The organism is Pedobacter frigoris (assembly GCF_032678645.1).
GTDB lineage: Bacteria > Bacteroidota > Bacteroidia > Sphingobacteriales > Sphingobacteriaceae > Pedobacter > Pedobacter frigoris_A.
The window spans coordinates 195,211-220,638 of the sequence record NZ_JAVTSP010000002.1 but is presented as its reverse complement, the minus strand read 5'-3'; the positions used below and the strand labels follow the sequence as shown (position 1 = coordinate 220,638).

General features: G+C 39.4%; 24 protein-coding genes. 7 read left to right on the top strand and 17 right to left on the bottom strand.

Annotation, left to right across the window (positions count from 1 at the left end):
• The first annotated feature begins 55 nt into the window (after nucleotides 1-55).
• A complete protein-coding gene (locus R2Q78_RS07385; RefSeq protein ID WP_316790378.1) occupies nucleotides 56-802 on the top strand; it encodes a porin family protein in 747 nt (248 codons plus the stop codon).
• Between the two features lie 110 nt (nucleotides 803-912).
• On the opposite strand, the gene R2Q78_RS07380 is transcribed toward R2Q78_RS07385, so the two are convergent.
• A complete protein-coding gene (locus R2Q78_RS07380) occupies nucleotides 913-1,776 on the bottom strand; it encodes an AraC family transcriptional regulator (protein ID WP_316790376.1) in 864 nt (287 codons plus the stop codon).
• A 235-nt stretch (nucleotides 1,777-2,011) separates the two neighbouring features.
• Between R2Q78_RS07380 and R2Q78_RS07375 the strand changes: the two genes are divergently transcribed.
• The 4 genes from R2Q78_RS07375 to R2Q78_RS07360 all read left to right on the top strand — a co-directional run bounded on the left by R2Q78_RS07375 (nucleotide 2,012) and on the right by R2Q78_RS07360 (nucleotide 9,099).
• Entirely contained in the window at nucleotides 2,012-5,185 is a 3,174-nt protein-coding gene (locus R2Q78_RS07375) for a TonB-dependent receptor (RefSeq protein WP_316790375.1), read from the top strand.
• Between the two features lie 96 nt (nucleotides 5,186-5,281).
• Complete coding sequence (locus tag R2Q78_RS07370) at nucleotides 5,282-7,177, top strand: RagB/SusD family nutrient uptake outer membrane protein (RefSeq protein WP_316790373.1); 1,896 nt, start codon at nucleotides 5,282-5,284, stop codon at nucleotides 7,175-7,177.
• A 13-nt stretch (nucleotides 7,178-7,190) separates the two neighbouring features.
• Nucleotides 7,191-8,387: a DUF5000 domain-containing lipoprotein gene (locus R2Q78_RS07365; RefSeq protein ID WP_316790371.1), complete on the top strand. Its 1,197-nt coding sequence runs from the start codon at nucleotides 7,191-7,193 to the stop codon at nucleotides 8,385-8,387.
• A gap of 13 nt (nucleotides 8,388-8,400) precedes the next feature.
• A complete protein-coding gene (locus tag R2Q78_RS07360) occupies nucleotides 8,401-9,099 on the top strand; it encodes a DUF4998 domain-containing protein (protein WP_316790369.1) in 699 nt (232 codons plus the stop codon).
• A gap of 106 nt (nucleotides 9,100-9,205) precedes the next feature.
• Here R2Q78_RS07360 and R2Q78_RS07355 read toward each other — a convergent pair whose 3' ends face one another.
• The 3 genes from R2Q78_RS07355 to R2Q78_RS07345 all read right to left on the bottom strand — a co-directional run bounded on the left by R2Q78_RS07355 (nucleotide 9,206) and on the right by R2Q78_RS07345 (nucleotide 10,752).
• On the bottom strand, nucleotides 9,206-9,811 hold the full coding sequence (locus tag R2Q78_RS07355) for a superoxide dismutase (RefSeq protein WP_316790367.1): 606 nt from the start codon (nucleotides 9,809-9,811) through the stop codon (nucleotides 9,206-9,208).
• A gap of 115 nt (nucleotides 9,812-9,926) precedes the next feature.
• Nucleotides 9,927-10,400 carry a nucleoside deaminase gene (locus R2Q78_RS07350; protein WP_316790365.1) on the bottom strand — a complete coding sequence of 158 codons (474 nt, stop codon included), beginning with the start codon at nucleotides 10,398-10,400 and terminating at the stop codon, nucleotides 9,927-9,929.
• Nucleotides 10,401-10,416: 16 nt separating this feature from the next.
• Nucleotides 10,417-10,752: a tRNA-binding protein gene (locus tag R2Q78_RS07345; protein ID WP_316790364.1), complete on the bottom strand. Its 336-nt coding sequence runs from the start codon at nucleotides 10,750-10,752 to the stop codon at nucleotides 10,417-10,419.
• 67 nt (nucleotides 10,753-10,819) lie between these two features.
• Between R2Q78_RS07345 and R2Q78_RS07340 the strand changes: the two genes are divergently transcribed.
• Nucleotides 10,820-12,004: a class I SAM-dependent rRNA methyltransferase gene (locus tag R2Q78_RS07340; RefSeq protein ID WP_316790362.1), complete on the top strand. Its 1,185-nt coding sequence runs from the start codon at nucleotides 10,820-10,822 to the stop codon at nucleotides 12,002-12,004.
• Nucleotides 12,005-12,060: 56 nt separating this feature from the next.
• On the opposite strand, the gene R2Q78_RS07335 is transcribed toward R2Q78_RS07340, so the two are convergent.
• The 7 genes from R2Q78_RS07335 to R2Q78_RS07305 all read right to left on the bottom strand — a co-directional run bounded on the left by R2Q78_RS07335 (nucleotide 12,061) and on the right by R2Q78_RS07305 (nucleotide 18,205).
• Entirely contained in the window at nucleotides 12,061-12,300 is a 240-nt protein-coding gene (locus tag R2Q78_RS07335) for a DUF6814 family protein (RefSeq protein ID WP_316790360.1), read from the bottom strand.
• Nucleotides 12,301-12,314: 14 nt separating this feature from the next.
• Nucleotides 12,315-13,841: an MFS transporter gene (locus tag R2Q78_RS07330; RefSeq protein ID WP_316790358.1), complete on the bottom strand. Its 1,527-nt coding sequence runs from the start codon at nucleotides 13,839-13,841 to the stop codon at nucleotides 12,315-12,317.
• A 77-nt stretch (nucleotides 13,842-13,918) separates the two neighbouring features.
• Nucleotides 13,919-14,974 (bottom strand): nucleoid-associated protein, encoded by a 1,056-nt coding sequence (locus R2Q78_RS07325; RefSeq protein ID WP_316790356.1) that lies wholly within the window; start codon nucleotides 14,972-14,974, stop codon nucleotides 13,919-13,921.
• A 9-nt stretch (nucleotides 14,975-14,983) separates the two neighbouring features.
• Nucleotides 14,984-15,775 (bottom strand): TerC family protein, encoded by a 792-nt coding sequence (locus tag R2Q78_RS07320; protein WP_316790354.1) that lies wholly within the window; start codon nucleotides 15,773-15,775, stop codon nucleotides 14,984-14,986.
• An 83-nt stretch (nucleotides 15,776-15,858) separates the two neighbouring features.
• Nucleotides 15,859-17,121, bottom strand: coding sequence for a hypothetical protein (locus tag R2Q78_RS07315; protein ID WP_316790352.1), 1,263 nt, complete (start codon nucleotides 17,119-17,121; stop codon nucleotides 15,859-15,861).
• Nucleotides 17,118-17,654 (bottom strand): hypothetical protein, encoded by a 537-nt coding sequence (locus tag R2Q78_RS07310; protein ID WP_316790350.1) that lies wholly within the window; start codon nucleotides 17,652-17,654, stop codon nucleotides 17,118-17,120. Before R2Q78_RS07310 ends, R2Q78_RS07315 begins: the two co-directional genes overlap by 4 nt.
• Complete coding sequence (locus tag R2Q78_RS07305; protein WP_316790348.1) at nucleotides 17,651-18,205, bottom strand: sigma-70 family RNA polymerase sigma factor; 555 nt, start codon at nucleotides 18,203-18,205, stop codon at nucleotides 17,651-17,653. Before R2Q78_RS07305 ends, R2Q78_RS07310 begins: the two co-directional genes overlap by 4 nt.
• A gap of 147 nt (nucleotides 18,206-18,352) precedes the next feature.
• Between R2Q78_RS07305 and aspS the strand changes: the two genes are divergently transcribed.
• Nucleotides 18,353-20,098: an aspartate--tRNA ligase gene (gene aspS, locus R2Q78_RS07300; protein WP_316790346.1), complete on the top strand. Its 1,746-nt coding sequence runs from the start codon at nucleotides 18,353-18,355 to the stop codon at nucleotides 20,096-20,098.
• A 46-nt stretch (nucleotides 20,099-20,144) separates the two neighbouring features.
• On the opposite strand, the gene R2Q78_RS07295 is transcribed toward aspS, so the two are convergent.
• Genes R2Q78_RS07295 through R2Q78_RS07270 form a run of 6 tightly spaced genes read right to left on the bottom strand, consistent with a single transcriptional unit; the run spans nucleotide 20,145 to nucleotide 25,390 of the window.
• On the bottom strand, nucleotides 20,145-20,591 hold the full coding sequence (locus R2Q78_RS07295; RefSeq protein ID WP_316790342.1) for a hypothetical protein: 447 nt from the start codon (nucleotides 20,589-20,591) through the stop codon (nucleotides 20,145-20,147).
• A complete protein-coding gene (locus tag R2Q78_RS07290) occupies nucleotides 20,563-20,952 on the bottom strand; it encodes a phage holin family protein (RefSeq protein ID WP_316790340.1) in 390 nt (129 codons plus the stop codon). The genes R2Q78_RS07295 and R2Q78_RS07290 overlap by 29 nt, the downstream gene beginning before the upstream one ends.
• 23 nt (nucleotides 20,953-20,975) lie before the next feature.
• Nucleotides 20,976-21,242 (bottom strand): YtxH domain-containing protein, encoded by a 267-nt coding sequence (locus R2Q78_RS07285; protein WP_316790339.1) that lies wholly within the window; start codon nucleotides 21,240-21,242, stop codon nucleotides 20,976-20,978.
• A 52-nt stretch (nucleotides 21,243-21,294) separates the two neighbouring features.
• Entirely contained in the window at nucleotides 21,295-22,347 is a 1,053-nt protein-coding gene (locus tag R2Q78_RS07280; protein WP_316790337.1) for an AI-2E family transporter, read from the bottom strand.
• A gap of 12 nt (nucleotides 22,348-22,359) precedes the next feature.
• Complete coding sequence (locus tag R2Q78_RS07275; RefSeq protein ID WP_316790335.1) at nucleotides 22,360-23,817, bottom strand: ATP-binding protein; 1,458 nt, start codon at nucleotides 23,815-23,817, stop codon at nucleotides 22,360-22,362.
• Between the two features lie 7 nt (nucleotides 23,818-23,824).
• Nucleotides 23,825-25,390, bottom strand: a complete 1,566-nt coding sequence (locus R2Q78_RS07270) for a sensor histidine kinase (RefSeq protein WP_316790334.1) — start codon at nucleotides 25,388-25,390, stop codon at nucleotides 23,825-23,827.
• Nucleotides 25,391-25,428 lie beyond the last annotated feature (38 nt).

The window sequence follows — 25,428 nt, the reverse complement described above, 5'->3', positions numbered from 1 at the left end:
ATTGAGAATACTTGATAATATTTCATAAATTAGTGAACACACAAATGTAAACTTTATGAAACTCAAATCTATTTTAGGCATACTGCTCTTTTGCGGGCTGTATAGTCATGCTCAGCAGCCTTTTGAAAAAAAGGTGAGGTTCGGCATTAAGGCCGGAATCAACGGATCACTATTTACAAAAACAGTCGATCCCTTTGGTCCAGTTCAAAGAAACCGTTTTAATGAGTTCTCCCGTTTTGTCAGGATATCGGGATTTGGCGGACTTACTGCTGATGCGGCCGTCGCTAAACGTGTTACCATTGGCGCTGAGCTACTTTTCAACTCGCGGGGTATGGCATACCGTGAGGAGAACTATGATGTAGTGATTATAGACGAGGACGGTAATGAACAGCAAGCCTACAATGATTTCAATTACAATATAGATTATATCGAATTCCCATTAACTGTAAACTATGATTTTAATGAGCCTTCGTCAAATGTATGGTTTGCTGCATACGCAGGAATTGCGCCAGGTGTCGCAATCAATTATATCACCAAACTTAGGTATGAAAAATCCCCTGATGGAGGAGGACGAAGGAACAATAATGAAAAATCTACTTTAGATCACGTTAACCACTTTAACAATAGCCTGCTGGCGGGAATCAAAGTTGGGGAGCACAATAAAAAAAGAACTGCCGTATTTGCAGATTTCAGAACGAGCTATACTCTCCTCCCTGTTTTTAACATGACAGAGGCAGACAATGGGAACAATCTGAACACCAGAATGCTGACTTTATCCATTGGGTTGGGTGTCAGATTCTAGGACTCAATCCCATAAATTAATTTGATATTGAGCGTTTAGGAAAAAAAGTTATACTGCGACACAGTTAGACATAAAATGACGATTTCCTAAACGTTCTTTTACATTAATATTTAGGATTTTAGCCGTACCCGATATTCCGAGGGCTTCATTCCTTTAATCTCCTTAAAAAACTTGTTAAAGTTGGTAAGGTTATTATAACCACTGGCGTAACAAACATCTGATATAGAAAAATCCGCATTTCTTAGCAGCTTGCAAGCATGTCCGATACGGATTTCATTTAAGAATTGATTAAGAGATTTCTGCGCCCGTCCCTTAAAAAACCGGCAAAATGAATTGGTGGTCATATTACACAGATCTGCTACTTCCTTTAAATGAATGTCCCGTTGAAAGTTTTCCATTAGAAATTGATAAACCTTATTAATTCGGTTACTGTCTTTCAAATCATAATCATTTTTAAACGAAATACTGGCAAGAAATTCATAGTCTTTCGCAACAGCAAGCAGTTGTATAATCGTGATGATAGATGCTACCCTGTCAAATCCATTTTGATCAGGCAATTTTAGCAACACTTGCTTCACCGCGTTAGTAGTATTTGTACCAAAAGTCAGTCCCCTTACCGCCCGATCAATTAAATCCTGAGCCTGTGAAAGCACACTCTGATCGTCAGTAAGCGCAATAAACAGATCACTGGGAAAATACACTACAATAGACTTAACTGTATTCTCTTCATTGTTTTTATAACTTTTGTCGTTTTGCCAGATATGAGGCAGGTTAGGAGCCATTAATACGAGGTCGTTGTCTTCAAAATTACCAATATGGTCACCCACAATGCGTTTACCATGACTTTTTTCAATCCATACCAGTTCACATAAATCGTGAAAGTGAAAAGATGCAATGAGTCGCGATGTATTTAACTGTTTAATTTTAACCGATTTACTCCCTGCTGGAGAAACACTAATCAATTCTGGTTTCATGAATTTATTGTTAATTAGAAATTAAATTATTCAAATTCTGGTGAAAAACCAAATTTTAAGGTAAAAAAGTTTAAGACTTTACAATTATAGTTGTATAGCTACTCTAAACAGTCGCGTAATTTAGTTGCTGAACCAAACCACTTACAGTTACCACCAATGCAAACTATAATTACAGACTAGCGTGATCTTCTTCACGTTCAAACAATCCTAAAATTTAATTTAAAAACCAAACCGTATGATGAGAGTATTACTATTTTTAATGATGCTGTTTTCCATTACTTCCTTTGCACAAACAAAGAGGACAATTAAGGGAACGGTCAAGAGCAATGACCAAGAGCTCCTCGAGGGTGTCTCTGTAACCATAATTGGTCAGCAAAACCAGGGCACTGTAACAAATGCCAATGGAACTTTCACCCTCGAAGTCACCAATCCATCAACTGCCAGGTTGAGATTCACTATTGTAGGCTACAAGCCTCAGGAAGTTGCCGTAAAAGAAGCGAGCACGCTGGATATCGTTATGGAAGCTGATGAGAAAAACACAATGGAAGAGGTTGTGGTTGTAGCTTATGGTAGTGCGAAAAAGACTTCGTTGACCGGGTCTGTTACTACAATCAGTGCCAAAGACCTAAAGGGACCAACCAGTAACCTGACCACAACACTTGCGGGCCGGATTCCGGGTGTTATTGCCTACCAGCGAAGTGGTGAACCCGGACAAGACAATGCAAACTTCTTTGTGAGGGGTGTAGGCTCTTTTGGTACCGGTAAACAGGATCCCCTGATTTATATTGACGGTATTGAAAGTACACCTACAGACTTAGCAAGATTGCAGCCTGACAATATTGATAATTTTTCTGTGCTTAAGGACGCTGCTGCTACTGCATTATATGGTTCCAGAGGTGCAAACGGAGTAATGCTTGTTACAACGAAGAAAGGAATATCAGGCAAAACAATGATCAATTTAAGGGTGGAAAACAGAATCTCAGGTAATACAAAAATGTATAAGCTGGCTGATAACATCACTTACATGCGTTTAGCCAACGAAGCTGTTACTACAAGGGATTTTCAAAATACCGGTAACACCAGGCAAAATGAGCCTTATTCCAACAATAAGATTGACAACACGGCCGCTGGAATGGACCCTTTTCTTTATCCCAACAATGACTGGATTGATGTATTGATTAAGGATTACACACACAATCTTGCGGCAAATCTTGATGTTAGCGGAGGAAATGACAAGGCCAATTTTTATGTGAGTCTAACCTATGATGACAATAACGGCTTGTTAAAGCAGCCGACGAACAGCAATTTCAACAGCAATGTCAGGGCTCGTACCTATTCCCTGTTATCTAACATTACCATCAATTTTACCAAGACTACAAAAGCCCTGGTAAGTATGCGCGGTACATTTGACAATATCAACTCACCTGTTGGCGGTGGATCGAGGATATTCTCGCTTGCCTCTTCAAGTAACCCGGTTGCATTCCCGGCATTCTATCCTCAAAGCTATAGGCCTTATGCACAACATACCTTGTTCGGAAGCACATTAATTCCTGGCTCAACGAATGCCTTATATAGTAATCCATTCGCTTCTTCTGTATCTGGCTTTCAGCAATATGACAGGGCTCAGTTGATCCCTCAAATTACAATTGACCAAAATCTTGACGAAATTACCCAGGGATTATCATTCAGGGCAATGGCTTTTACACAACGTGACGCTGATTTTACATTATCGCGAAGCTACAATCCTTTTTATTATCAGGCGAGAAATGTAGGCGGGACGAATGTATTGACGCTACTAAACGAAACAACTCCCGGCCAACCTCAAATTGGCACCGCGCCAACTGAATACCTAAGTTATAGTCCAGGAGCTAAAAATGTAAGCACTGTTATCTATGGGGAAGCGGTCGTTAACTATATGCGCACTTTTAGTGATGACCATACTGTGGGTATCCGCGGTATCACTACTATCCGTTCCTCAGCCAATGGCAATGCCTCTAGTTTACAGCTGTCTTTGCCAAAAAGGAATCTTAACTTCTTGGGACAAGCAAATTACGCATACCAAAATAAGTACCTAATTGATTTTAGTTTTGGATACAATGGCTCTGAACGTTTTGCTGCAGGAGAGAGATATGGCTTCTTTCCGGCAATCAGTGCCGGATGGATCATAACCAGAGAAAAATTCATGGAACCGTTAAGCAAGGTCATCACCAACCTAAAGCTTAGGGGAAGTTATGGAACCATTGGTAACGACCAGATAGGCAGTGACGCGGACCGCTTTTTTTACCTTTCAGAGGTGAATTTGAATTCCGGGACTTATGCCGCCACGTTTGGTGAGAATTATGGTTATTTCAGAAATGGAATCAGTACTTCCCGATATGCCAATAATCAAATATCCTGGGAGCGTTCAGAACAATCCAATATAGGTTTAGAGTTGTCTTTATTTAACGATTTCAATTTTGTAGTAGAGGCTTACAGAAGAAATACCTCAAGTATTTTACAAGTCAGAACTAATATCCCAAGCACATCTGGTTTGCAGGTAACACCATCTGCGAATATCGCTAAGGCCAGCAGCGAGGGTATTGATTTCTCATTTAACTATAACAAGAATTTCAATAAAAATTATTGGGCAAAACTGTATTCTACCTTTACCTATGCTACCAGCAATGTCATATTTAATGAACAGCCCAATTACCCGGGTTCCCTTCAGCATTTAGACAGAACCGGAAAGCCGATCAATCAATTGTACGGTTTGGTAGCAGAACGTTTATTTACTGATGAAACAGAGGTAAGAAACTCTCCAAGACAAAACTTTGGCGTATATGGTGCTGGTGATATCAAGTACCGTGACATCAATAATGATGGAATAATCAGTAACCTTGATATAGTACCAATTGGCTTACCTTCAGCTCCGGAAATCATTTATGGCTTTGGAGGCTCATTTGGGATTAAACAATTCGATTTTAGTTTCTTTTTTCAGGGAGCAACACGTTCGTCTTTCTTCATCAATTCTGGATCTAACGGCGGAATTTCACCATTTGTTGCTTCAGCAGCAGGTGCTGAGTCAGGACTCCTGGATATTATTGCCCAGGACCATTGGAGTGAAGACAACAGAGATGCTTATGCATTTTGGCCAAGATTGAGCAGTACTGCTATCAATAATAATACGCAGGCGTCCAGCTGGTGGTTAAGAAGAGGGGATTTCCTAAGATTAAAGCAATTGGATCTGGGATATAACTTGTCGGACAAACTAGCTAGAAAAATCGGGTTAGGAAAAGCCAGAGTGTATGTGAGCGCTCTAAATATTTTTACGATGAGCAGTTTCAAAACTTGGGACGTAGAAATGGGAGGCAATGGACTCGGTTATCCATTGCAACGAGTTTACAACTTTGGTATAACAGTAGGCTTATAACCAAATCTAGGTTTAACATTCAATTTGATTAAGATGAAGAAATATATAAACACAAAAAAAACCAGTAAAAATAACGTCCATATAAAATTATCCGGGATGATTTTGTTCTTAACGTTATTTGGCTTGGCCTGTAAAAAGAGTTTTCTTGATGTTGTGCCAGATAACTTACCTCGAATAGAAAATGCATTTGCGCTGAGATCAGAAGCAGAGAAATATCTATTTACCTGCTATTCCTATTTGCCTGACGACGGAAATACCAGTTCAAACCCTGCTTTCCTTGGAGGAGATGAGATGTGTACGCCGCTCATTAGCAGATCAGATGGCACTGCTTCGAATATTCCTAAAGGAAACCAGAATGTCGTAGCACCATATTACAATTATTGGGACGGCGGCAACGGCATATCCACTGCAAAATCGATGTTCAAAGCCATCAGGGACTGCAATATCTTCATAACAAACATGAAAGACATGACCAAAGTACCAGATATCGGACTTGACGAACGCAATAGATGGATTTCGGAAGGAGAGTTTCTCAAAGCCTACTACCACTATATTTTATTTAGAGCTTATGGCCCTATTCCGACAATTGAGGAGAGTGCAGGAGTTGATGAGCCTATTGAAAACTTAAAGGTAAGGCGCATGCCTGTAGACAGTGTGGCAAATTTTATTGTAAAACACTTTGACCTCGCTGCTGCTAATTTGCCTGATATCATACAAAACACAACCAACGAGTTGGGCAGGATTACCAAACCCGCAGCGCTTGCAATGAAAGCAAGGACCCTGGTATTAGTGGCCAGTCCATTATTCAATGGGAATTTAGATTATACAAACTTTAAAGACAAACAAGGTGTACAATTGGTGAGTACAACGAAAGATGACAAGAAATGGGAAAGAGCTGCCAAAGCTTGCAAAGAAGCTATCGATGCATGCGACTTAGCTGGCATCAAATTGTACGAATTCCCACCTTCTTCTTTCAAGCTTAGTGACACCACAAAATATCAGATGAACCTGCGTAATGCAGTGAGCCAAAAATGGCAGAATTCTGAGCTCATCTGGGGTAATCCCAACACCAACACCACGGGCTTGCAGTTTGTAACAGTAGGACACTTCAATGGCTCTTACGGATCAAGTAACGGAGCTATTGCTGATGTAGGTGCAACTATGAAAATGGCGGATATGTTTTACACCACCAATGGTGTACCAACCAACGAGGATAAAACGCTTAATTTTGCGAACAGATCTGAAACAAGGGTTGGTGTAAAAGCTGAAAGGTTTAATAATCTGCAGGGATACACATCATCCCGATTAAATTTTGACAGGGAAAACCGCTTTTATGCAACACTATGTTTCGATGGAGGTATGTGGTTCGCAGAATCAGCTCCTAACAGAAGTGACGAAAGTACTTTTAACATGCAGGCAAGATTAGGTGGGGCTAGTACTGGTACTCCGCAACCACCTTCCGGTTACTATGCTAAAAAGTTAGTTAGCTGGAAATGGGTTTGGAGCGCTAGTAACGCTGTCGCTACAGAAAGATATCCATGGCCTAACTTCCGTCTTGCCGATTTATACTTGTTATATGCAGAAGCATCAAATGAGGCTTCAGGTCCATCTGCAGATGTATACGAATATTTAAACAGAATCAGAAAAAGATCGGGCTTGAGAACCATACAAGACTCGTGGACAAATTTCTCGAATAATCCGACTAAATATACAACCCAAGATGGCATGCGCAGCATTATTCGCCAGGAAAGAGGTATAGAGCTTGCATTGGAAGGAAGCCGGTTCTGGGACTTAAGAAGATGGAAGACTGCTGGTTTGGAATTAAATGGAAATGCGCAGGGCTGGGATGTTTCACAATCTTCTATTTTACTATATTACAGACAGATAACCTTCTATAACCAAAGATTCGTCGCTCCAAGAGATTACCTGTGGCCTATAACAGAAAATAATTTATTAGTAAACGAAAACCTGGTACAAAATCCAGGATGGTAAAACTTTAAGGAAAATGAAAACACTATTAAACACCAGATGCAAGTACGGCATGTTCTTATTTGCATTGATCGCAATTTTCAGTTGTAAAAGAGATGTTCTTAATGGCCCTATTGAAACCAGTAAGGAAAAACCAGGTATGGTGACCAACGTTGCTGTAGAAAACAAAAGCGGCGGTGCGTTATTAACTTATGCATTGCCATCAACTGAAGGCTTATCATATGTAAAAGCTATGTATGAAATAAGACCAGGAGTAAAACGAGAAATAGTAAGCTCTTACTATAGCAACCAATTGTTGATTGACGGCATCAACTCAACTGAAGAACGTGAAGTTACCATTTATGCAGTTACAAAAAGCGAAGTTGCTTCTGATCCCGTAGTGGTGAAGATCAAGCCGCTAAAATCGGCAATACAGAGGGTTTACGAGAGTCTTAAAATCATCGCGGGTTTTGGTGGGCCGAATATCAAATTCACCAATGAAGACAAAGGAGCTGTAATTATAGTCCCTTTAATTAAAGCTGCTGATGGAACTATTAAATCATTGGATAAAATCTATACACAGATTCAAGCCGGAAATACTACCATAAGAGGGCAAGAGCCAGTTTCTACCAAATACGGATTCGTGGTAATGGATCGTTTTGCAAACCATACAGATACCTTATACACAGACATTACGCCTTATAGTGAAGGGATGCTCGACAAATCTAAATTTGCAGCCTATAATTTACCTGGTGATGCGACTATGGCTTATGGGACATTCCTGAGTTATCTCTGGGACGGAAATTACAATACTGCTTCCTGGCCAAGGGCCTTTACATTAGAAGGAGTTACTACACCCCAAACCATAACTATTGACCTCGGGGTCACTAAAGCTCTAAGTCGTTTTGTATTTTTTCCACGTACCGAAAGCGCAAATAGGTATTATGTTAGAGCTAACCTTCGTGATTTCGAAATTTGGGCCAGCAATAGCCCCTCTTCTGATGGAAGCTATAGCAGTTGGACAAAAATTGCCACTACGTCTGTTGTAAAGCCTTCGGGATCACCTTCAGGAACGGAAACTGCAGAGGATTTGGCTTCCGCACTCGCAGGCTGGCAAACAGAGTTTGAACCAGGATTACCGGCATACAGATACCTAAGAATCAAATCTTTACGTAATTGGGAAAACACATTCGCAATAATGGCATCGCAAATAGAAATTTATGGTAGTAAATAAAAAATATCTGAATATGAAAACGAATATATTAACTTCTCTCTCATTATTGGTTTGTATACTAATATTTGGGAGTAGCTGTTCAAAAACAGACGACTATCGAAAGGAATTCCAAGGAGATAAAGAAATTTCTTATCCCGGAATATTGGATTCTGCTAAAGTGTTGCCGGGCAACAAAAGAGCAATTGTAAGAGGTTTGTTTACCTCTGATCCGAAAATTGTGAAGTATAGAATATACTGGAATGGTAAACAGAACATGATCGAAAAGGAAATCAAACGAAGCCAGGGAGTCGACCTTGTTGAAGTGTTGGTAGACAACCTGGATGAAGGAGGAATAAACTTTGAAATCCGGACTTTTGATGCCAAAGGAAATATTTCTGTTCCTATAAATATAAGTGGTGTTATCTACGGAGATGTGTATGCTGCTGGTATCGTAAACAGGGTATTCAATCCAAGCACTACCCTCTATAATGCGACACTTAAAAGGCTAACCATCGATTGGCAAGACATCGATGACAGCGCCATCTCTACTTTAGTGACTTACACGAATCTTGCTAATGAGGTCAAGACTGTAAATGTAACAGGAACAAAGGGGACATCAACTATTATAGAAGAGTATAAAACCGGCACTGATGTTACCTACCGTACGGCTTATAAACCAAAAGACGCGATTGATATCTTTTATGTAAACAAAATAGAAACCTTTAGAAGATAATTTTGATCACAATCCAGAAATAAAAAGTAATTGGATTATTATTAGCTAAACAAAAGGCCCTGGATTAAATATCCAGGGCCTTTTTTAAGTATTCTTATATTCAGCGTTAAGCTTTTTTGAAACGCTCAGCTACAGCATCCCAGTTTACTACATTCCAGAAAGCAGAAATATAATCAGGGCGTCTGTTTTGATATTTCAAATAATAAGCGTGTTCCCATACGTCCATGCCTAAAATTGGAGTTCCCTTTACTTCAGCAATATCCATCAAAGGATTATCCTGATTTGGAGTTGAAGAAACAACTAATTTTTTATCAGCACCAACACTTAACCAAGCCCATCCAGAACCAAAACGGGTTGCTCCTGCCTCAGCAAATTTAGTTTTGAAATCTGCAAATGAACCAAAAGCCTTATTGATTGCTTCTGCAAGTTCACCTTTAGGTTCTCCTCCTTTGTTTGGACCTATAACTTCCCAAAATAAAGAGTGGTTATAATGACCGCCACCGTTATTTCTTACAGCGGGAGGAAATTTAGAGATGTTTTTTACAATTTCTTCAATGCTTTGGCTTGCCTCAGCTTTGCCTTCTAACGCTTTATTTAAGTTGGTTACGTAAGCCTGATGATGTTTACCATGGTGAATTTCCATAGTTTGTTTATCGATATGCGGTTCTAATGCATCTGTTGCGTATGGTAACGCAGGTAATTCAAAAGCCATATTATATGATTTAAGTTTAAAAAATTTATTTCTTACGGTACAAATAGCCTGCACTCGCTTCTATAAGGCAAATATAACATTCAGGGGTTAAGTTTTGTTCTTTACTTTGTAAAGTTTAGCCTCTTTTGCTGACAAAAAAACGAGTCATTAATGCCCCGCATTCATCTGCAAGTACACCACCTTTTAAAATTGTCTTTGGATGAAGTAATTGTCCTCCTTTAGTTGTAAAACCTCTTTTAGGTTCTGCAGCACCATACACGATCTTCCCGATTTGTGTCCAGTAACTGGCGCCGGCGCACATTACACAAGGCTCTATGGTAACATATAGAGTACATTCTTTTAGGTATTTCCCCCCGAGCGTCTGCGCTGCAGCCGTAAATGCCTGCATTTCAGCATGAGCAGTAACATCATTCAGCTGCTCCGTCAAATTATAACCACGCCCGACTATACGCCCTTTACAAACAACAATAGCTCCAATAGGTATCTCTTCTGCCTTGTATGCTTTCTGCGCTTCCTGCAATGCCAAACGCATGTAATGCTCATCTTCTGCTGCAGGATTCTCTTCTTCTGAAAAATTATAAAAGCTCATGCCTCAAAGATAGTATTTATATCATTTTACTTCCATTTGGTACTTTGCCATTTAATGCTGACAAGACAATATCTCCATTTTCATCAGCAAAGCCAGTAACCAGAAACTCTGACATAAACTTCCCGATTTGCTTTTTCGGAAAATTAACCACGCCAATAATTTGTCGGCCAGTCAGCTCTTCTTTGGTATAGTGTTTTGTAATTTGAGCACTGCTCATTTTTACACCCAAATCCCCAAAATCAACTTTCACTTTATATGCAGGTTTTCTTGCTTCCGGGTAGTCAAATACTTCTATTATTGTCCCTGCACGCAATTCAACCTTTTCAAAATCATTCCAGGCTATCTCTTCCATATGGTAAAATTACAATTTTATACCTGGCGTGTATGCCCGCCATTATATTTTCTGCTACTTTTGCAGCATGATTGATGTAATACTTAAAAAAGGCAAAGAAAAAGCGGCAGTCCTGCGCCACCCATGGATCTTTTCAGGTGCGATAGATAAGATTAAAGGGAAGCCCGAAAATGGCGAGATTGTAGCAGTGAAGTCCGCAGATAAAGAATTTCTCGCCTATGCTTATTACAACGATCAGTCGAGAGTTGCACTTCGTTTGCTGGAATGGGATGAAAACATTACCATCGACAAACAATGGTATCAGGAAAAACTTAGCAAAGCTATCGCCTCCCGTTCACATGTCCTGGATGAAAATACAAACACCTGCAGACTGGTATTTAGTGAAGCTGACTTTTTACCTGGCTTAATCGTCGACAAGTATGCTGATTTTTTATCCCTGCAAGTCTTGAGTGCAGGAATAGAAGCCGTACAAGAGGACATCATCACAATTCTTAGGGATCTATTGAACCCCAAAGGCATCTTTGACAAGAGTGACGCGGGCGCCCGGAAACATGAAAACCTGGAACCCGTTCAAGGCCTTTTATGGGGAGAAGCCCCTCCTGAATTTATTGAAGTAAAAGAAAACGGGATTACTTACCATATCAATATCGCAGATGGACAAAAATCCGGCTTTTATTGTGATCAACGTGAAAACAGGCTCATCCTTGCAGAATATACCAAAGACAAAACGGTATTGGATTGTTTCTGCTATAGTGGAGGATTTTCATTAAACAGCCTGAACAAAGGCGCTGCCCATGTCACCAGCGTAGACAGCTCAGCGCTCGCCATTGAAACCCTAGTGCACAATCTGGAATTAAATGGCTTTTCTAAAGACAAACAGAATAGCATACAATCAGATGTAAACAAACAACTGAGGGCCTTTAAAGAAGAAGGTAAAAAGTTTGATGTGATTGTATTAGACCCGCCGAAATACGCTCCGTCAAGATCTGCCTTAGATAGAGCTGCCCGTGCCTATAAAGACTTAAACAGACTTGGGATGCTGCTGTTGGAAAGTGGCGGTATTTTAGCGACATTCTCCTGTTCAGGAGCGGTAGACCTGGAAACTTTTAAGCAAATCATTGCCTGGGCCGCTTTGGACGCAGGTAGAGAAGTGCAGATCATCAAACAATTCTGTCAGCCTGAAGATCATCCTATCCGTATTTCTTTTCCGGAAGGAGAGTACCTAAAAGGCCTACTTTTAAGAGTTATATAACCTACCATTCTATGCTTCGTCATCTCTACTACCAGTGAGATGACGAATCTAATCCTTTAGTCTTCAGGCAGCTTATCGTATTCCCCTTTAAAGGCATAATATCCGAATACGACCAAACCGGTACTGATGGGGATGAAAATAAATAGAATAATCCCCCATTGCAGAGCCGTATTGGTTTTAGCTACTCCTTCTGGAGCCAAGCCAATCTTTTCAAATGCCTGTATAAACATAAATATGATAGATGCAGGACCTAGTATAATCCAAAGTAATCCAAGTGCTTTCTTTAGTACGTTCATAATAATCTTCTAAATTATTCCGCCTCTCCGTGATCAGGCTTTTTGTTCGACAAATAAACTGCTCCTATGATGAAGCTCAATGTGGCAATCCCTATTGGATACCAAAGTCCGGATAGTGGTGTAGATCCTGAAAAACTTGCAATCAAAGTAGCAATAAAAGGCACCAATCCCCCAAAAACCCCATTACCGACATGGTAAGGTAGAGACATGGACGTATATCTGATTTTTGTTGGAAATAGCTCTACCAGAAATGCTGCGATAGGTCCGTAAACCATTGTCACCAGCAGGATCTGGAAAAAAATAAGGGCCACGAACTTCCAGAAAACCGGCGTAGCCAATACCTTGTCTTTATAGGTCGTTATCAGCGTATCTGGTGAACCATTTTCGTATTTGGTCGCCGTTTGAACTTTTGTGTACGACATCCCGCTTTTCAGTGTAATTCGTGTGGATGTTGTGTACAAAACATCAGTTGCAGCACCTGCCGGTACCCGTTCGATCACTGGTGGCTCGCTTTTCAGAACCTGTTCAGTCGACACGTGGCTCACATCTGTATCATCCAGAAAAACCTGATAAATTGGCCTGTAAAAAACAATCCCTAACAGCATCCCGGTAAGCATTATCCATTTCCTGCCAATTTTATCACTCCAGGAACCAAATATGACAAAGAAAGGTGTAGCAAAAGCAATACCCCAAAGGAGTATATACCTGGATTCGTTAAAGTCGACCTTGCAAGTATTTTCTATAAACGACTGGGCATAAAACTGACCAGTATACCAAATTACGCCCTGCCCCATCGTAGCCCCAAATAAAGCAAGCAATACCATTTTAAAATTCGCCTTATGGCTGAAGCTTTCTTTTAAAGGATTTTTAGAAATATTACCTTCCTTCTTCAATTTAGTAAACATTGGAGATTCATGCATTTTCATCCTGATATAAATAGAGACTCCTACAAGGAGTATAGATAGCAGAAAAGGAATTCTCCAACCCCAGTCTGCGAAATCATCTGCTCCCATTATATTTTTTGTAAGTACAATGATACCAAGGGATAGGAATAACCCTCCTGTTGCGGTGGTCTGTATCCAGCTGGTAAAGAATCCTCTCTTGTTAGAAGGTGCGTGTTCTGCTACATAAGTAGCGGCACCGCCATATTCACCTCCGAGCGCGAGTCCTTGTACCAATCTGAGGATCAGCACCAATATGGGTGCAGCATAACCAATACTGGAATATGAAGGAATAAGGCCTATGAGAAAAGTAGAGCCTCCCATTAAAACCAATGTCAAAAGAAAAGTATACTTCCGGCCAATAAGATCACCTAATCTTCCAAAAACAAGCGCTCCAAAAGGTCGAACGATAAATCCAGCGGCGAATATAGCCAGCGTATTAATTAAGGCAGAAGCACCTGCATCAGCAGGAAAAAGCTGAGCCCCAATAATGGTCGCTAAACTTCCGAAAATATAGAAGTCATACCATTCGATCAGGGTCCCCAGTGAAGAGGCCCCTATTACTTTAAAAATACTGCTTTTTTGTGGTTCCTGGCTCATATATAGAATTGGAATATTTGGCTTACTTTTAAAGCTACAATTTATTCTCAATTCTGAGCTATGGAATTTCTTAAAAGTTACTCTTCTTCTTTGAAATAAACTTTGTAATAATTCATGAACTTATCATCATCAAAGCCTTTCTCTATCAACTCCTTATCACCATGAATATAGATATGAAAGTTTTTATCAAGCTTAAGCACACTTTTAAAAACACGCGCCTGTTTTTTTACTGCTGCGCCTGAAATGTCAAAACTATCCGGAATGGGAGCATCGAACTCTTGCTCATAACTCTTTTTATAATTTTTAAACGACTCTATACCTTCCGCATTTCCAATGACCTCATTTGAGAATTCATCGAGGTCAAAACTCTCCTTTTCCTTGAAATACTTCATCGACTTATTCAACAAATCAATTTTATCAGCCTTAGATATTTCAAAATCCTGATCAAGCTTCTCCGTCACAAAGTTCTTATAAACACCTAGTACATTGTTGGTCTGATTGAAATTGTCATTCCTAATCTTCAGTTTCAGGAACTCGTCTTTCCAGTAAACAGCTTCTGCACTTCTATTGGTGTGATCAATAACAGCAACACGAAATCCTTCTTTTTTGTCTGTATTAAAGATCAGGCAGCCTTTATCCAGCTTATTAATGTTAATCGCATCTTCCTCATAACTTAAAGCAAACCCACTCTTTTCAGGATATACTTTTAGATAAGTTTCTTTAGTCTCAGACTTAAAAATCCCTATGGCATCATGAAGTTCTCCTTCAATCTGTACGTTTTCGAAATAGGCAAGATAGAGTTCCCCTGATTTTATTTTTGGATGACCTGAAACATCGTACAGGTATTTTGCCAATTCCTTGCTATTTTCATGAAATTTCTCCCCATTGGCGAATATCTCGGCAACAAAATGATATACTTCATTCAGGTTTAAGTCTGAGTTTGGATGAAAAAACCGGTAGACTTCATTTACTTTCTCATAAGGTCCAAGAAAATACTGCTGCAATAAACTGCTAAGCATATTGTCCTGGATGGCTACCGATTGCTCGGACAACACATAAAATTCATCCTGGGATTTATTTCCAATTCTGTGTATGGAAAGCTCTGCCAGGGAGGCTTCAAAAAAAGAAATCATTTAAAGGAACTATTTTTCAGTTTGCTCTTCGCGCGGAGTATTTCTCAGCTCAAGTGGTTTTTTTGCATTTTTTTTCATCTTTAAATTCAGCATCTCAACCAGGATCGAGAATGCCATAGCAAAGTAGATGTATCCTTTAGGAATATGCTGATCAAGACCCTCCGCCAATAAAGAAACACCTATCAGCAGCAAAAATGACAATGCAAGCATTTTTACTGTTGGGTGGTTATTTACAAAATTACTAATTGCACTTGCAGAAACCATCATAATGATTACAGCGATAACTACTGCGGCAATCATGATTTCAACATGTTCAGCCATACCTACAGCCGTAATAACGGAATCCAGTGAGAAAACAATATCCAGCAGCAGGATCTGAACAATTACTCCGGCAAAAGAATACACCTTGCCTTTTTGCTCTTTTTCTTCTTCACTCTCCAGTTTATCATGTATTTCATGAGTGCTTTTATAGATAAGGAACAACCCTCCGATGATCAGAATCAGATCCCTTCCTGAGATGGCCAGCTTGTCCAGCCATTCCGGACTGCTCACTCCGAACCACGAACCGATATTGAATAAAGGCGTTGTTAATGTCATTACCCAAGTCAGCGAAAGCAGCAATAGAATCCTGGTGATCATAGCCAGGGCCAATCCAACTTGACGACCTTTTTTCTGCTGATGTTCAGGAAGCTTACCTGAAAGAATTGAAATAAAAATAATATTGTCTATACCTAAGACGATCTCGAGAACGGTTAAGGTTAAGAGTGATATCCAGGCTTCGGGACTGCTTAAGAATTCCATATGGTAAAATTATGTTGCCGCTAAGATATAAAAAAAGCTTGCTGAATTCATCAACAAGCTTCGGCTGCATTTGGTTTAAATTCTTAATTAATTGCGATCGAACCGTAAGAAGAGGAAATTTTTAACCTGGAATTTCCACCGGAACCTATTTTACCTGAATAAACTTTGCTCTGTGCATCTCCGTTTGATTTCACCAGTACTCTACTTCCGGATTTGAATGATGTATTGGAAGTCTCAACATCCAGTATTCCATTATATCCTTCACTGAACTTTAATGCTGTTTTAAGATAAGCCCCATCAACGTCGAGCAACTTACATCCACTGGTCACATCACCTACAGTTAAAGCATTATATTGCATTGAAAAGGTGCCATTCCCCTTCAAACTCCCGATTGTAATGTTCGCATACTGAGCATCGGCATTAATCGTGTTTGCCGTATTAATATTTAAATTGCTGTATTGCTGGACTATTTTGGCAACCCCTGTAATCGCGCCTATATTTACAGCTGCATATGAGGCATCTAAATCCAGATGCTGAACAGTACCAATGGTAAGCCCCGAGCCATATTGTTGTACAATGGTGCCTTTTCCTGTGATATTGCTAATCTGAACTGCTGCGTAAGAAGCATCCAGATCTAAAGTTTCCACCATTCCTATGGATATTCCTGCACCATATTGCTGCACAATTTCTGCCTTGTTAATACTGGCTATAGTTGACCTTCCATAATTTACCGAAATGTTATTTTTTGCGCTCTTTAGATTTCCGGCAGTGAAATTTCCATACTGGATCGTGGCATCAAGAGCCCCTGACAGATCACCCAAAGTTACATTTCCGTATTCATGGCTTAAATCAAGATTATTACCTTCAGGCATGTAAACAAGGTAATTAATCTTCACTTCCGTCCTCCATTTTTTGCCATTTCTTCCCTTACCATTTGTCAGTTTTGTATCCAGAATCACCTCACCATTTCGCTTAACCACATCAATAGCAACCAAATCCATCAACTCTTGCGCTTCAGAAGCATTACTGCCATAAACCTTTATGTCTACGTCAATTTTCACTTCTTTCTTAGCCCAGGTTTTAATTTCCATTGTACCATATTGATTGTTCAAAACAACCCGGTCTGCGTTACTCACAGGGAAAACCTTACTTATTTTTTTTGACTTTATTGGATCCCCCTCTTCAATTTGCATTAAAATAGGTGTCGGATTTTGCAGATCAATTGTCTGATGACTGACTACCGCTACCTGATCCTGCGCAGGAAAACTCAATGCGGTAACCGATTGTGCATTTGCCAGATTAACCATCAGCATCGCAACGAACATCATTTTCAACAACTTTTTCATATCTGATTTTCTTTTTTATACTCATTCACCTGACTGATCACCGATAATTGCTGGTTGATGATCTGCAATTGTATTTCAAGGTTTCTCACCATCGCCCTGACAACAAGTTTTTGATCCGGACTATGTTGCAATTCTTTTTTTAACTTAATATAGTCCTTATTCAGCTCCAGTAAATCATTGCTAAACTTATTATAGAGATCAGGATTATCCTTAGCATAAATCTGCAAACTGTCCTTTTTCTCTTCTATAAGGCTGGCAAACTTCATTTCTTTTTTTGCATAACCCAGATTAACATCTGCTATCTCAACTTCTTTTTTATAATTACGATAAGTAGACATGAAAATAAAAGTCATTACCAATATCAGGGATGCCGCTACACCTAAGCAAAACAGCAACCCCAAGTGCTTTTTTTTCTTTTCCGGCCTTCTTTCATCCAGCGCCGCCTCGATCTTATTCCAAAGGTCTTTAGAAGGTATCCCAATATCGAATGCCTTTTTATTATCCTTAATGTACTCTTCTATTTTTTTGCTCATCTCATGCTCCTTTCTTTTTCTAGTAAGCTATTCAGTTTAATTTTTGCCCTCAGGTATTGCGACCGAGAAGTATTTTCCGATATTTTTAAGATATGCGCTATTTCCTCGTGATCATACCCCTCAAATAAATACAAGGTCAGTACCACTCTGTATCCATCAGGTAGCTTTGTCATAGCTTCCCTAACCTCCTTTACTTTAAATTCCAGGTCTTCTTTATCATGCTCAACACTTTCTTCGGCAACATCAATATCATCAAGACCCACAAATTCGGCCTTACGTTTCCTGAGGTAGTTAATTGATTTGTTAATTACAATCTGTTTAAGCCATAGGCCGAAAGTGGTTTCAGCCCTAAAACTATCTATCCTTGTAAAGGCATCTAAAAATGCTTCCTGCAGTATATCCTCTGCCTCTGCCTCATCACCCACAATCCGTAGAGCGGCATTATACATCGCTTTATCATACAATTTGTATATCTCAAATTGTGCCTTGCGATTGCCCTTTCGGCATTCATCTACAAGGCTGATGTGTTTGTCTATGTATACGGCTTCCAATGTTCTTCTTATTCTCTATATATGACAATGTAATAAATGAAACGTTGCATCATCTATTTAATAATTTTTGATTATACCAAGTAAAATCACCTCAGGTTGAAATATGTGGTTCAAAATCAATATTTTTGCCGCTTAATTATTTTAATAATGCTAAGAACAACTACTTGCGGCGCTTTAACCATTAAGAACCTGGGAGAAAACGTAATCCTATGCGGTTGGGTACAAAAATCAAGAGATTTAGGAGGGATGACATTTATTGACATCCGCGACAGATATGGAATTACTCAATTGGTTTTCAATATGGATGATAACCGTGAATTATGTGAAGCAGCGCGTAATCTGGGTAGGGAATTCGTAATTAAAGCTTCTGGTCTTGTAGTAGAACGCTCTAACAAAAACTTGAAAATGCCTACCGGGGAAGTTGAATTAAAGATCACGGCTCTTGAAGTATTAAACGCAGCAAAGCTTCCGCCATTTTTAATAGATGATGAAACTGATGGCGGGGATGATCTCCGCATGAAATACCGCTACCTCGATCTACGTAGAAATCCTGTACGCAACAATATGGTTTTACGCCATAGAATGGCACAGGCTGTACGCAGATACCTGGATGGGCTGGACTTTATAGAAGTAGAAACACCTGTATTAATCAAATCTACACCAGAAGGCGCACGTGACTTTGTTGTACCAAGCAGGATGAATGCCGGTGAATTTTATGCCCTTCCACAATCACCTCAAACCTTTAAACAGCTGTTGATGGTTTCGGGATTCGACAGGTATTTTCAGATCGTTAAATGTTTTAGGGATGAAGATTTGCGTGCCGACAGGCAACCTGAGTTTACTCAGATAGATTGTGAAATGTCATTCATCGAGCAGGAAGACATATTAAATACCTTTGAAGGATTAATCCGCACTTTATTTAAGGACATCAGGGGAATCGATCTGCCTGAAGTTCCAAGAATGCAATATGCTGATGCAATGCGCTTGTATGGATCAGATAAACCTGATACTCGTTTTGAAATGCAATTTGTGGAGCTCAATGACATCGTTAAGGGTAAAGATTTTCCAGTTTTTGACAATGCAGAACTGGTGATTGGGATCAATGCAAAAGGATGTGCAAACTATACCCGTAAACAGGTTGATGAGCTGACCGACTTTATTAAGCGCCCTCAGATTGGGGCAACAGGCTTGATTTACTTAAGACATAACGAAGATGGTTCTTTAAAATCATCTGTAGATAAATTCTACAATGAAGATGAATTAAAGAAATGGTCTGATGCGTTTAGTACAGCTCCTGGAGATTTAGTACTCATCATGGCGGGTCTGCAGGATAAGGTACGCAAACAATTAAGCGAACTTCGTTTAGAGATGGGCTCCCGCTTAGGACTACGTGATAAAAACACTTTCAGTGCTCTTTGGGTACTTGATTTCCCGTTACTAGAATGGGATGAAGAGACAGAACGCTACCATGCAATGCACCATCCTTTTACTTCTCCTAAACCAGAAGACATTGCCCTGCTGGATACAAAACCAGGTGAAGTAAGAGCTAATGCTTATGACATGGTTGTAAACGGTACTGAAATAGGCGGTGGTTCAATCCGTATCCATGACAGGACCTTACAGGCACTGATGTTCAAACATCTTGGATTCTCTCCTGAAGAAGCTCAAAAACAGTTTGGATTCTTAATGGACGCCTTTGAATTTGGTGCTCCTCCACATGGCGGTATCGCATTCGGATTTGATAGGCTGTGTTCAATATTTGCCGGTCTGGACAGTATTCGTGATGTAATTGCATTCCCGAAAAACAATTCAGGACGTGATGTGATGATTGATAGTCCTTCAACTATTGACGACAAACAGCTATTAGAGTTGAAAATAAAAACAACGGTTTAAATAAAGCCTAAATAAAAAGGCCGTCTGATCAGACGGCCTTTTTATTTTAATAGGTTTCACTGTCGGGAGGAATTCCATAATCCACATACCCTTCACCTTTTTCATGCTTTTTCTTCTTTCCAAACCAGGACTTAACCGAATTAAAAATAGCTGATAAATGCTCAGCATCAAGAGCCTTACCAACTTTTCCAGAGGCTAAGCCTACCAATGCCTTAGTTATGATCCCTGAACCTCTAAAAAGCGTGCTATTCATCAACAATGGAAGCACCAGGGACATCACACTGCTACTAATATTCAATTTATCATCTATTTTTAGAAAAGCAGAAGGAGTGGCGTACTTTTTAATAAGGCTTCCAAATGTAAACTGCTTAAGATACGCTTTAGTATCTTTAGCTAAAGCTTCTCCCTGTAGCTCATTCTCAGCCTTTAAGCTGCATACCATTGCATGCAGTTCTTCAAGATTTCTAATGTTGTATCTTTTGCTCTTCATCATCCTTATCTGCCAGTTTGTTAAAATAGTTCTTGATAGTGAAGTTAATTATCGCTTTCTCTATGTACTTTTCTTTCGTATAATATACAATAAGAGCCAAAAGAATATAAAGAACCGCTACGCATCCAAACCCTCTTGTGTAGCTTCCTAATACATCGGATAAAAAAAGCGCTAAGGTAAATGTACCAAAGAGAAATGCCAGAATAAAGCAGATTGCTACTGCTGCATTGGTAACAATATCGGCAAATATTTTAGATACTTTTTCAACCAGATAAAGACGGGTGTATTCAACCCTCGTATCTAAATAAGCCTTCGCATCTTCATATAGGTCTTCAATACCCTTTTCTTTATTCTCTTCCTGCATTATTTTATGATTTAGACAAGTGATTAAGCGTGTTCAACATCATCTACAAACTCCTCTTCTGTTTGGCGGAGTTTGCTCTTTACAGAATCAACAACCTTATCTCTTAAACTAGCAAGATTATTTATTTCATCTGCTGCTTTGTCCTTAATTGAATCACCAAGATCTTTCAACGACTGGCTTAGCTTATCCCTGGTTTCACTTCCTTTATCAGGAGCGAATAACAAACCTAATGCTGCACCTGCAGCTAAACCGGCCAGAAGACCTACTAATACTTTTGAATTATCGTTCATGACATTTAAATTTTATATTTTAATAATTAGTTTTTATCAGCAATCTGTTTCATTATAACTCATCATGATCTGAAATTGTTTTAATTCTCTCCAATCTTTCCGAGGCCATAGCGCTTGTTTCGTATATTTTAATCAATAATACGAAATAGGACAATAACAATGGGCCAAATACCAACCCTAAAATTCCAAATAAAGGTATACCAATAACTACGCCAATTACCGTTATAATAGGATGAATATTTCCAACCCGTTTTGCAATCATAAACCGGAGCACATTATCTATATTAATGATCACCACGAAGCCAAAAATCAACATTGCCCAACCTTCAAAATTATTACCGTTTGCTATTTGCATCAATGCGGCAGGCGCAAAAATAACCGGGGGGCCTAACACTGGCACAAAACATATAAAAGTTGTAATAACTCCCCAAAAAACCGGATCTGTATACCCCAGCACATAAAAAGACAAGCCCAGCAGAGAACCCTGAACCAGAGCGATAAACCCCTGACCAACAACATTGGCATATGTAGTATTTCTCATCTCTTCTGCAAATCGTACTGCATTTTGTGATCTGAACGGCGCATATTTCACTAGCGCCGCTTCGAACCTATCCATCTCTACCAGCATAAAGTATAGTAAAAAGTACATGATCAGTAGCCCTAAGACAATATTAAACGCACCGGAAATCAACGAAGGGAAAAGCTCCGTAGCCCATACACCTGCTTTTTTTAGTCCGTCCTCTACAATATTTTGCAAATCGCCGCCCATTGGGATTAAGTGCTTGAGTTTAAAAAGCATGTTTTTAAAGTACAAAGGGTCACTCTGTAATTCTGCTATTTTATTGATCACCATACTACTTAAAGCGTAAAATGGCAAGATAATAACGACGATGGAAACGAAAAGCAGTAATACCGCAGAGAACCTCTTGTTGATCTTTTTCACATCCGTCATATAAAGATAAGCAGGACGAAGTATCGTATACAACACAAGTGTACTGAGTATTGAACTGAAAATACCGAGTAATGAATATGCGATTAAACAACCTAATGCGATTATAATCAGCAAATTAATATTATTCCTTTGTTTATATGTGAATAGTGACATTGGGATAGTTTTTTAAAACCACAGGGCGCCTTCGTGATATATAGGTATGTGTATGAGGAACAAACTGCCCTCTGGAATGCTCTTCAATTCTAAGCTGCCATTATGCGTTGTCAGGACACGTTGTGCATGCGTTAAACCCAAACCATTCGCTCGTTTTTTAGTCGTAAAAAAGGGTTCGAATATCTTATGTTGATTTTGCGGATCAACTCCTACACCATTATCTTCTACACCAATTTCATACATATCTTCATTAACACTACAGGTAATATGTATTTTCTTTGGGTAAGTCTGCATAGCCTCAACCGCATTTTTTATAATACTTTTCAATGCTTCTTTGATCTTAGGCTTATCCAGTAACACCTTCGTGTCCAAATGCGAAAGTGCTGTTGTCAACTCTATATTATGTCCAAAGATCAAATCCTCGAGATCTGCGACTGATTCTTCTATAACTTCTTTTATTTGATGGCGCTGAAGATTTAAATTCTTTGTTTCTGTACTGGAGATGAAATTTTGTATCAATTGAGTAACACGATCACAATTTCCTTTTATAATTTCAAGATAAGCTTGAACCGACTCGTTATTTGCAATGGCACTTTCAGCCGCAAGTTCATCCAAAGCGAGGTTAATTGTAGAAAGCGGATCACGTATTTCTTCTCCCAGTCCTTTTGCAATATGCTCAGAAATGTACATTTTGCCCAAGCTCACAGATTTTTCTTCTATATGCCTCCGATAGCTCAAATCCCGGATTATAGTATGATAAACTTCAGATACATTAACTAAATCCATTTGTATAAAAGAAGACAGGCTGCAATAATAGACTGTTCCTTCCTTTGAAACCAATTCACATTCGAAATCACTTAGGGAACCGTTGGCCTCAAGCATTTCCGTAAACCGCTCTCTTTCCATTGAATTCTTGAAAATTACGGAGTCTTTCAAGTTTATAAATTCCTCACGCTCATAGCCAAAAAATTTGAGCCCGCTGCTATTAACATCACGTATTGTTCCTAGACCATCAGACACCAATATCGGGTCATTTGCCTGCTCAAAAATAGCTCTGTACTTCCGTTCACTATCTTTCAATGCCTTCAAAATTCCAGCCTGTTTTATAGAGTATCTGATACTGCGATCAAGCAAAGATGGCTCGATTTCATCTTTTACCAAATAGTCTGCAGCGCCAATGTTCATTGCTTGTTCATCTATTGTAATGTCGCCCTTACCAGTAAGCATAATGATCGGCTGCTCACACCCGGAATTAATAGCTTCTTCAAGCAAGTCTATACCTGTCCCTTTTCCAAGCCTGTAATCTACAAGATAGACATCAAACTGCTTTTTATTAAGTGCGCTGATCCCTTTATCATAGTTATCAACCCATGCAAGGGTATACCTTTCTGAAATATGATTAAATATGCCCTTTGTCAGGATATAATCATCCTCGTCGTCATCGATTAAAAGTACTCTTACTTGCTTCATGCTTTAATTAATTCGTTTGTTTTACTGGCAATATTACCTTAAAAGTTGCCCCTTCATTCCGCATTCCTTTTGCGAAAATAAATCCAGAATGGTTATCTGCAATTTTTTTACAAATCGCCAACCCTATTCCTGTTCCTTCATAGGCAGACCTCGAATGCAGACGATGAAAAATATCGAATATTTCACCGGCGTCTTCATCATCGAATCCGATGCCATTATCTGTTACTTCAACAACACAATAAGTTTGATTTTGATTGCACTCCACCCAATTAATTTCACTCCCAGGCAGATAAGCCCCGGTAATTTTTATTTTAGGAGAGATGCCTGGCGCTGTAAATTTCAAAGAATTAGCGATTAGATTCTGGAATAGCTGTATGAGCTGACTTTCAATACCGAATACTTCTTCTTCAAGCAACAAATCAATTTTAGCATCCTTTGATTCTATGATAAAATCCAGTTCCTTAAGCGTCTTTTCGACAACCGCTCTGAGCTCAATCTTCACAAAATTCCTCTTATCCCTTGTTGCTTTGGAAAATGAGAGTAAATCTTCAATTAGTGCCCGCATCCTTTCTGCGGCTTTGCGCATTCGATCAATATAATCGATCGCATCCATCCCCAGTTCTTTGGAAAACTCATTCTTTAGCCGCTCTCCAAACGCTTGTATTTTTCTAAGCGGCTCTTGCAAATCGTGTGAAGCAACATAAGCAAATTGTTCCAGATCTTCGTTGGACCGGTTAAGTGCCAGCATCTTCTCTTCCAGCAGGACCTGAGCCTCTCTTAATTCGGTAACATCCTGCGTATTACCAACATAAGCGTAATTTTCATTTAACCCAATCCGCTTATACTCCGCCGCAGACAATACATGTCTTATTTCGCCAGAGGGCCTTACTATTCGATAATTTAATTTAAATGCAGATTTAGTTGCTCTCGCTTGTTTAAATTCAGCTAAGACACGACTCAAATCATCTTCGTGAATAAGAGTTTGATAAAATATGTCATTTACGAAAACAGAATGGGGTAAAAATCCATGGATGTTATACATTTCATCAGACCACAGTAAGAATTCCTTATTTTCAAGCCATTCCCAACTGCCGCTATGGGAAACCATTTCAGCCTCACGCAGCAACGACTCATTGATTTTGAGTTTCAATACAGCCTGCTTTAGTTCTGTTATGTCTTGTACAGTACCAATAAGCTTATTCTCCTTTTCAATATACCTTCCTTGTCCCAATACATATTTTCGCATTCCGGAAGGCTGGATAATTTGATACTCTACAGCGAAAGTCGTCTTATTGCTGACCGCAAAATTTAGCTCTTTAATCACTTTCTGCCGGTACTCAGGTGCAATAATCCGCTCATTTAAAGCCTCATCCGGAACCACAGTTAAATCTTCAATCCCATATATCCTATACAGTTCATCAGACCAGCTCACGGTCTTTTGGCCAATGAATATTTCCCAGCTACCGAGATGTGAAATTAATTCTATTAATGCAAAATGCTCGTCTCTTAAAATTAAGGACTTGTTCTTATTTTGCAGGTCCTCCATTGCATTTTTTAAGCGACGGACTGACATTATTGTCCTGGTAAGGCAGAATGCCAGAATCAGGCAAC

Excerpts from the sequence above, each read along its gene's own strand:
- R2Q78_RS07335 (WP_316790360.1), bottom strand. The coding sequence starts at position 12,300 with ATGAACGTACTAAAGAAAGCACTTGGATTACTTTGGATTATACTAGGT.
- R2Q78_RS07285 (WP_316790339.1), bottom strand. The coding sequence starts at position 21,242 with ATGAACGATAATTCAAAAGTATTAGTAGGTCTTCTGGCCGGTTTAGCT.
- R2Q78_RS07340 (WP_316790362.1), top strand. The coding sequence starts at position 10,820 with ATGATTGATGTAATACTTAAAAAAGGCAAAGAAAAAGCGGCAGTCCTG.
- R2Q78_RS07275 (WP_316790335.1), bottom strand. The coding sequence starts at position 23,817 with ATGAAGCAAGTAAGAGTACTTTTAATCGATGACGACGAGGATGATTAT.
- R2Q78_RS07350 (WP_316790365.1), bottom strand. The coding sequence starts at position 10,400 with ATGAGCTTTTATAATTTTTCAGAAGAAGAGAATCCTGCAGCAGAAGAT.
- R2Q78_RS07295 (WP_316790342.1), bottom strand. The coding sequence starts at position 20,591 with ATGATGAAGAGCAAAAGATACAACATTAGAAATCTTGAAGAACTGCAT.
- R2Q78_RS07320 (WP_316790354.1), bottom strand. The coding sequence starts at position 15,775 with ATGGAATTCTTAAGCAGTCCCGAAGCCTGGATATCACTCTTAACCTTA.
- R2Q78_RS07375 (WP_316790375.1), top strand. The coding sequence starts at position 2,012 with ATGATGAGAGTATTACTATTTTTAATGATGCTGTTTTCCATTACTTCC.
- R2Q78_RS07270 (WP_316790334.1), bottom strand. The coding sequence starts at position 25,390 with ATGTCAGTCCGTCGCTTAAAAAATGCAATGGAGGACCTGCAAAATAAG.
- R2Q78_RS07355 (WP_316790367.1), bottom strand. The coding sequence starts at position 9,811 with ATGGCTTTTGAATTACCTGCGTTACCATACGCAACAGATGCATTAGAA.
- R2Q78_RS07370 (WP_316790373.1), top strand. The coding sequence starts at position 5,282 with ATGATTTTGTTCTTAACGTTATTTGGCTTGGCCTGTAAAAAGAGTTTT.
- R2Q78_RS07365 (WP_316790371.1), top strand. The coding sequence starts at position 7,191 with ATGAAAACACTATTAAACACCAGATGCAAGTACGGCATGTTCTTATTT.
- R2Q78_RS07360 (WP_316790369.1), top strand. The coding sequence starts at position 8,401 with ATGAAAACGAATATATTAACTTCTCTCTCATTATTGGTTTGTATACTA.
- R2Q78_RS07330 (WP_316790358.1), bottom strand. The coding sequence starts at position 13,841 with ATGAGCCAGGAACCACAAAAAAGCAGTATTTTTAAAGTAATAGGGGCC.
- R2Q78_RS07315 (WP_316790352.1), bottom strand. The coding sequence starts at position 17,121 with ATGAAAAAGTTGTTGAAAATGATGTTCGTTGCGATGCTGATGGTTAAT.
- R2Q78_RS07280 (WP_316790337.1), bottom strand. The coding sequence starts at position 22,347 with ATGTCACTATTCACATATAAACAAAGGAATAATATTAATTTGCTGATT.
- R2Q78_RS07310 (WP_316790350.1), bottom strand. The coding sequence starts at position 17,654 with ATGAGCAAAAAAATAGAAGAGTACATTAAGGATAATAAAAAGGCATTC.
- R2Q78_RS07325 (WP_316790356.1), bottom strand. The coding sequence starts at position 14,974 with ATGATTTCTTTTTTTGAAGCCTCCCTGGCAGAGCTTTCCATACACAGA.
- aspS (WP_316790346.1), top strand. The coding sequence starts at position 18,353 with ATGCTAAGAACAACTACTTGCGGCGCTTTAACCATTAAGAACCTGGGA.
- R2Q78_RS07380 (WP_316790376.1), bottom strand. The coding sequence starts at position 1,776 with ATGAAACCAGAATTGATTAGTGTTTCTCCAGCAGGGAGTAAATCGGTT.
- R2Q78_RS07290 (WP_316790340.1), bottom strand. The coding sequence starts at position 20,952 with ATGCAGGAAGAGAATAAAGAAAAGGGTATTGAAGACCTATATGAAGAT.
- R2Q78_RS07385 (WP_316790378.1), top strand. The coding sequence starts at position 56 with ATGAAACTCAAATCTATTTTAGGCATACTGCTCTTTTGCGGGCTGTAT.
- R2Q78_RS07345 (WP_316790364.1), bottom strand. The coding sequence starts at position 10,752 with ATGGAAGAGATAGCCTGGAATGATTTTGAAAAGGTTGAATTGCGTGCA.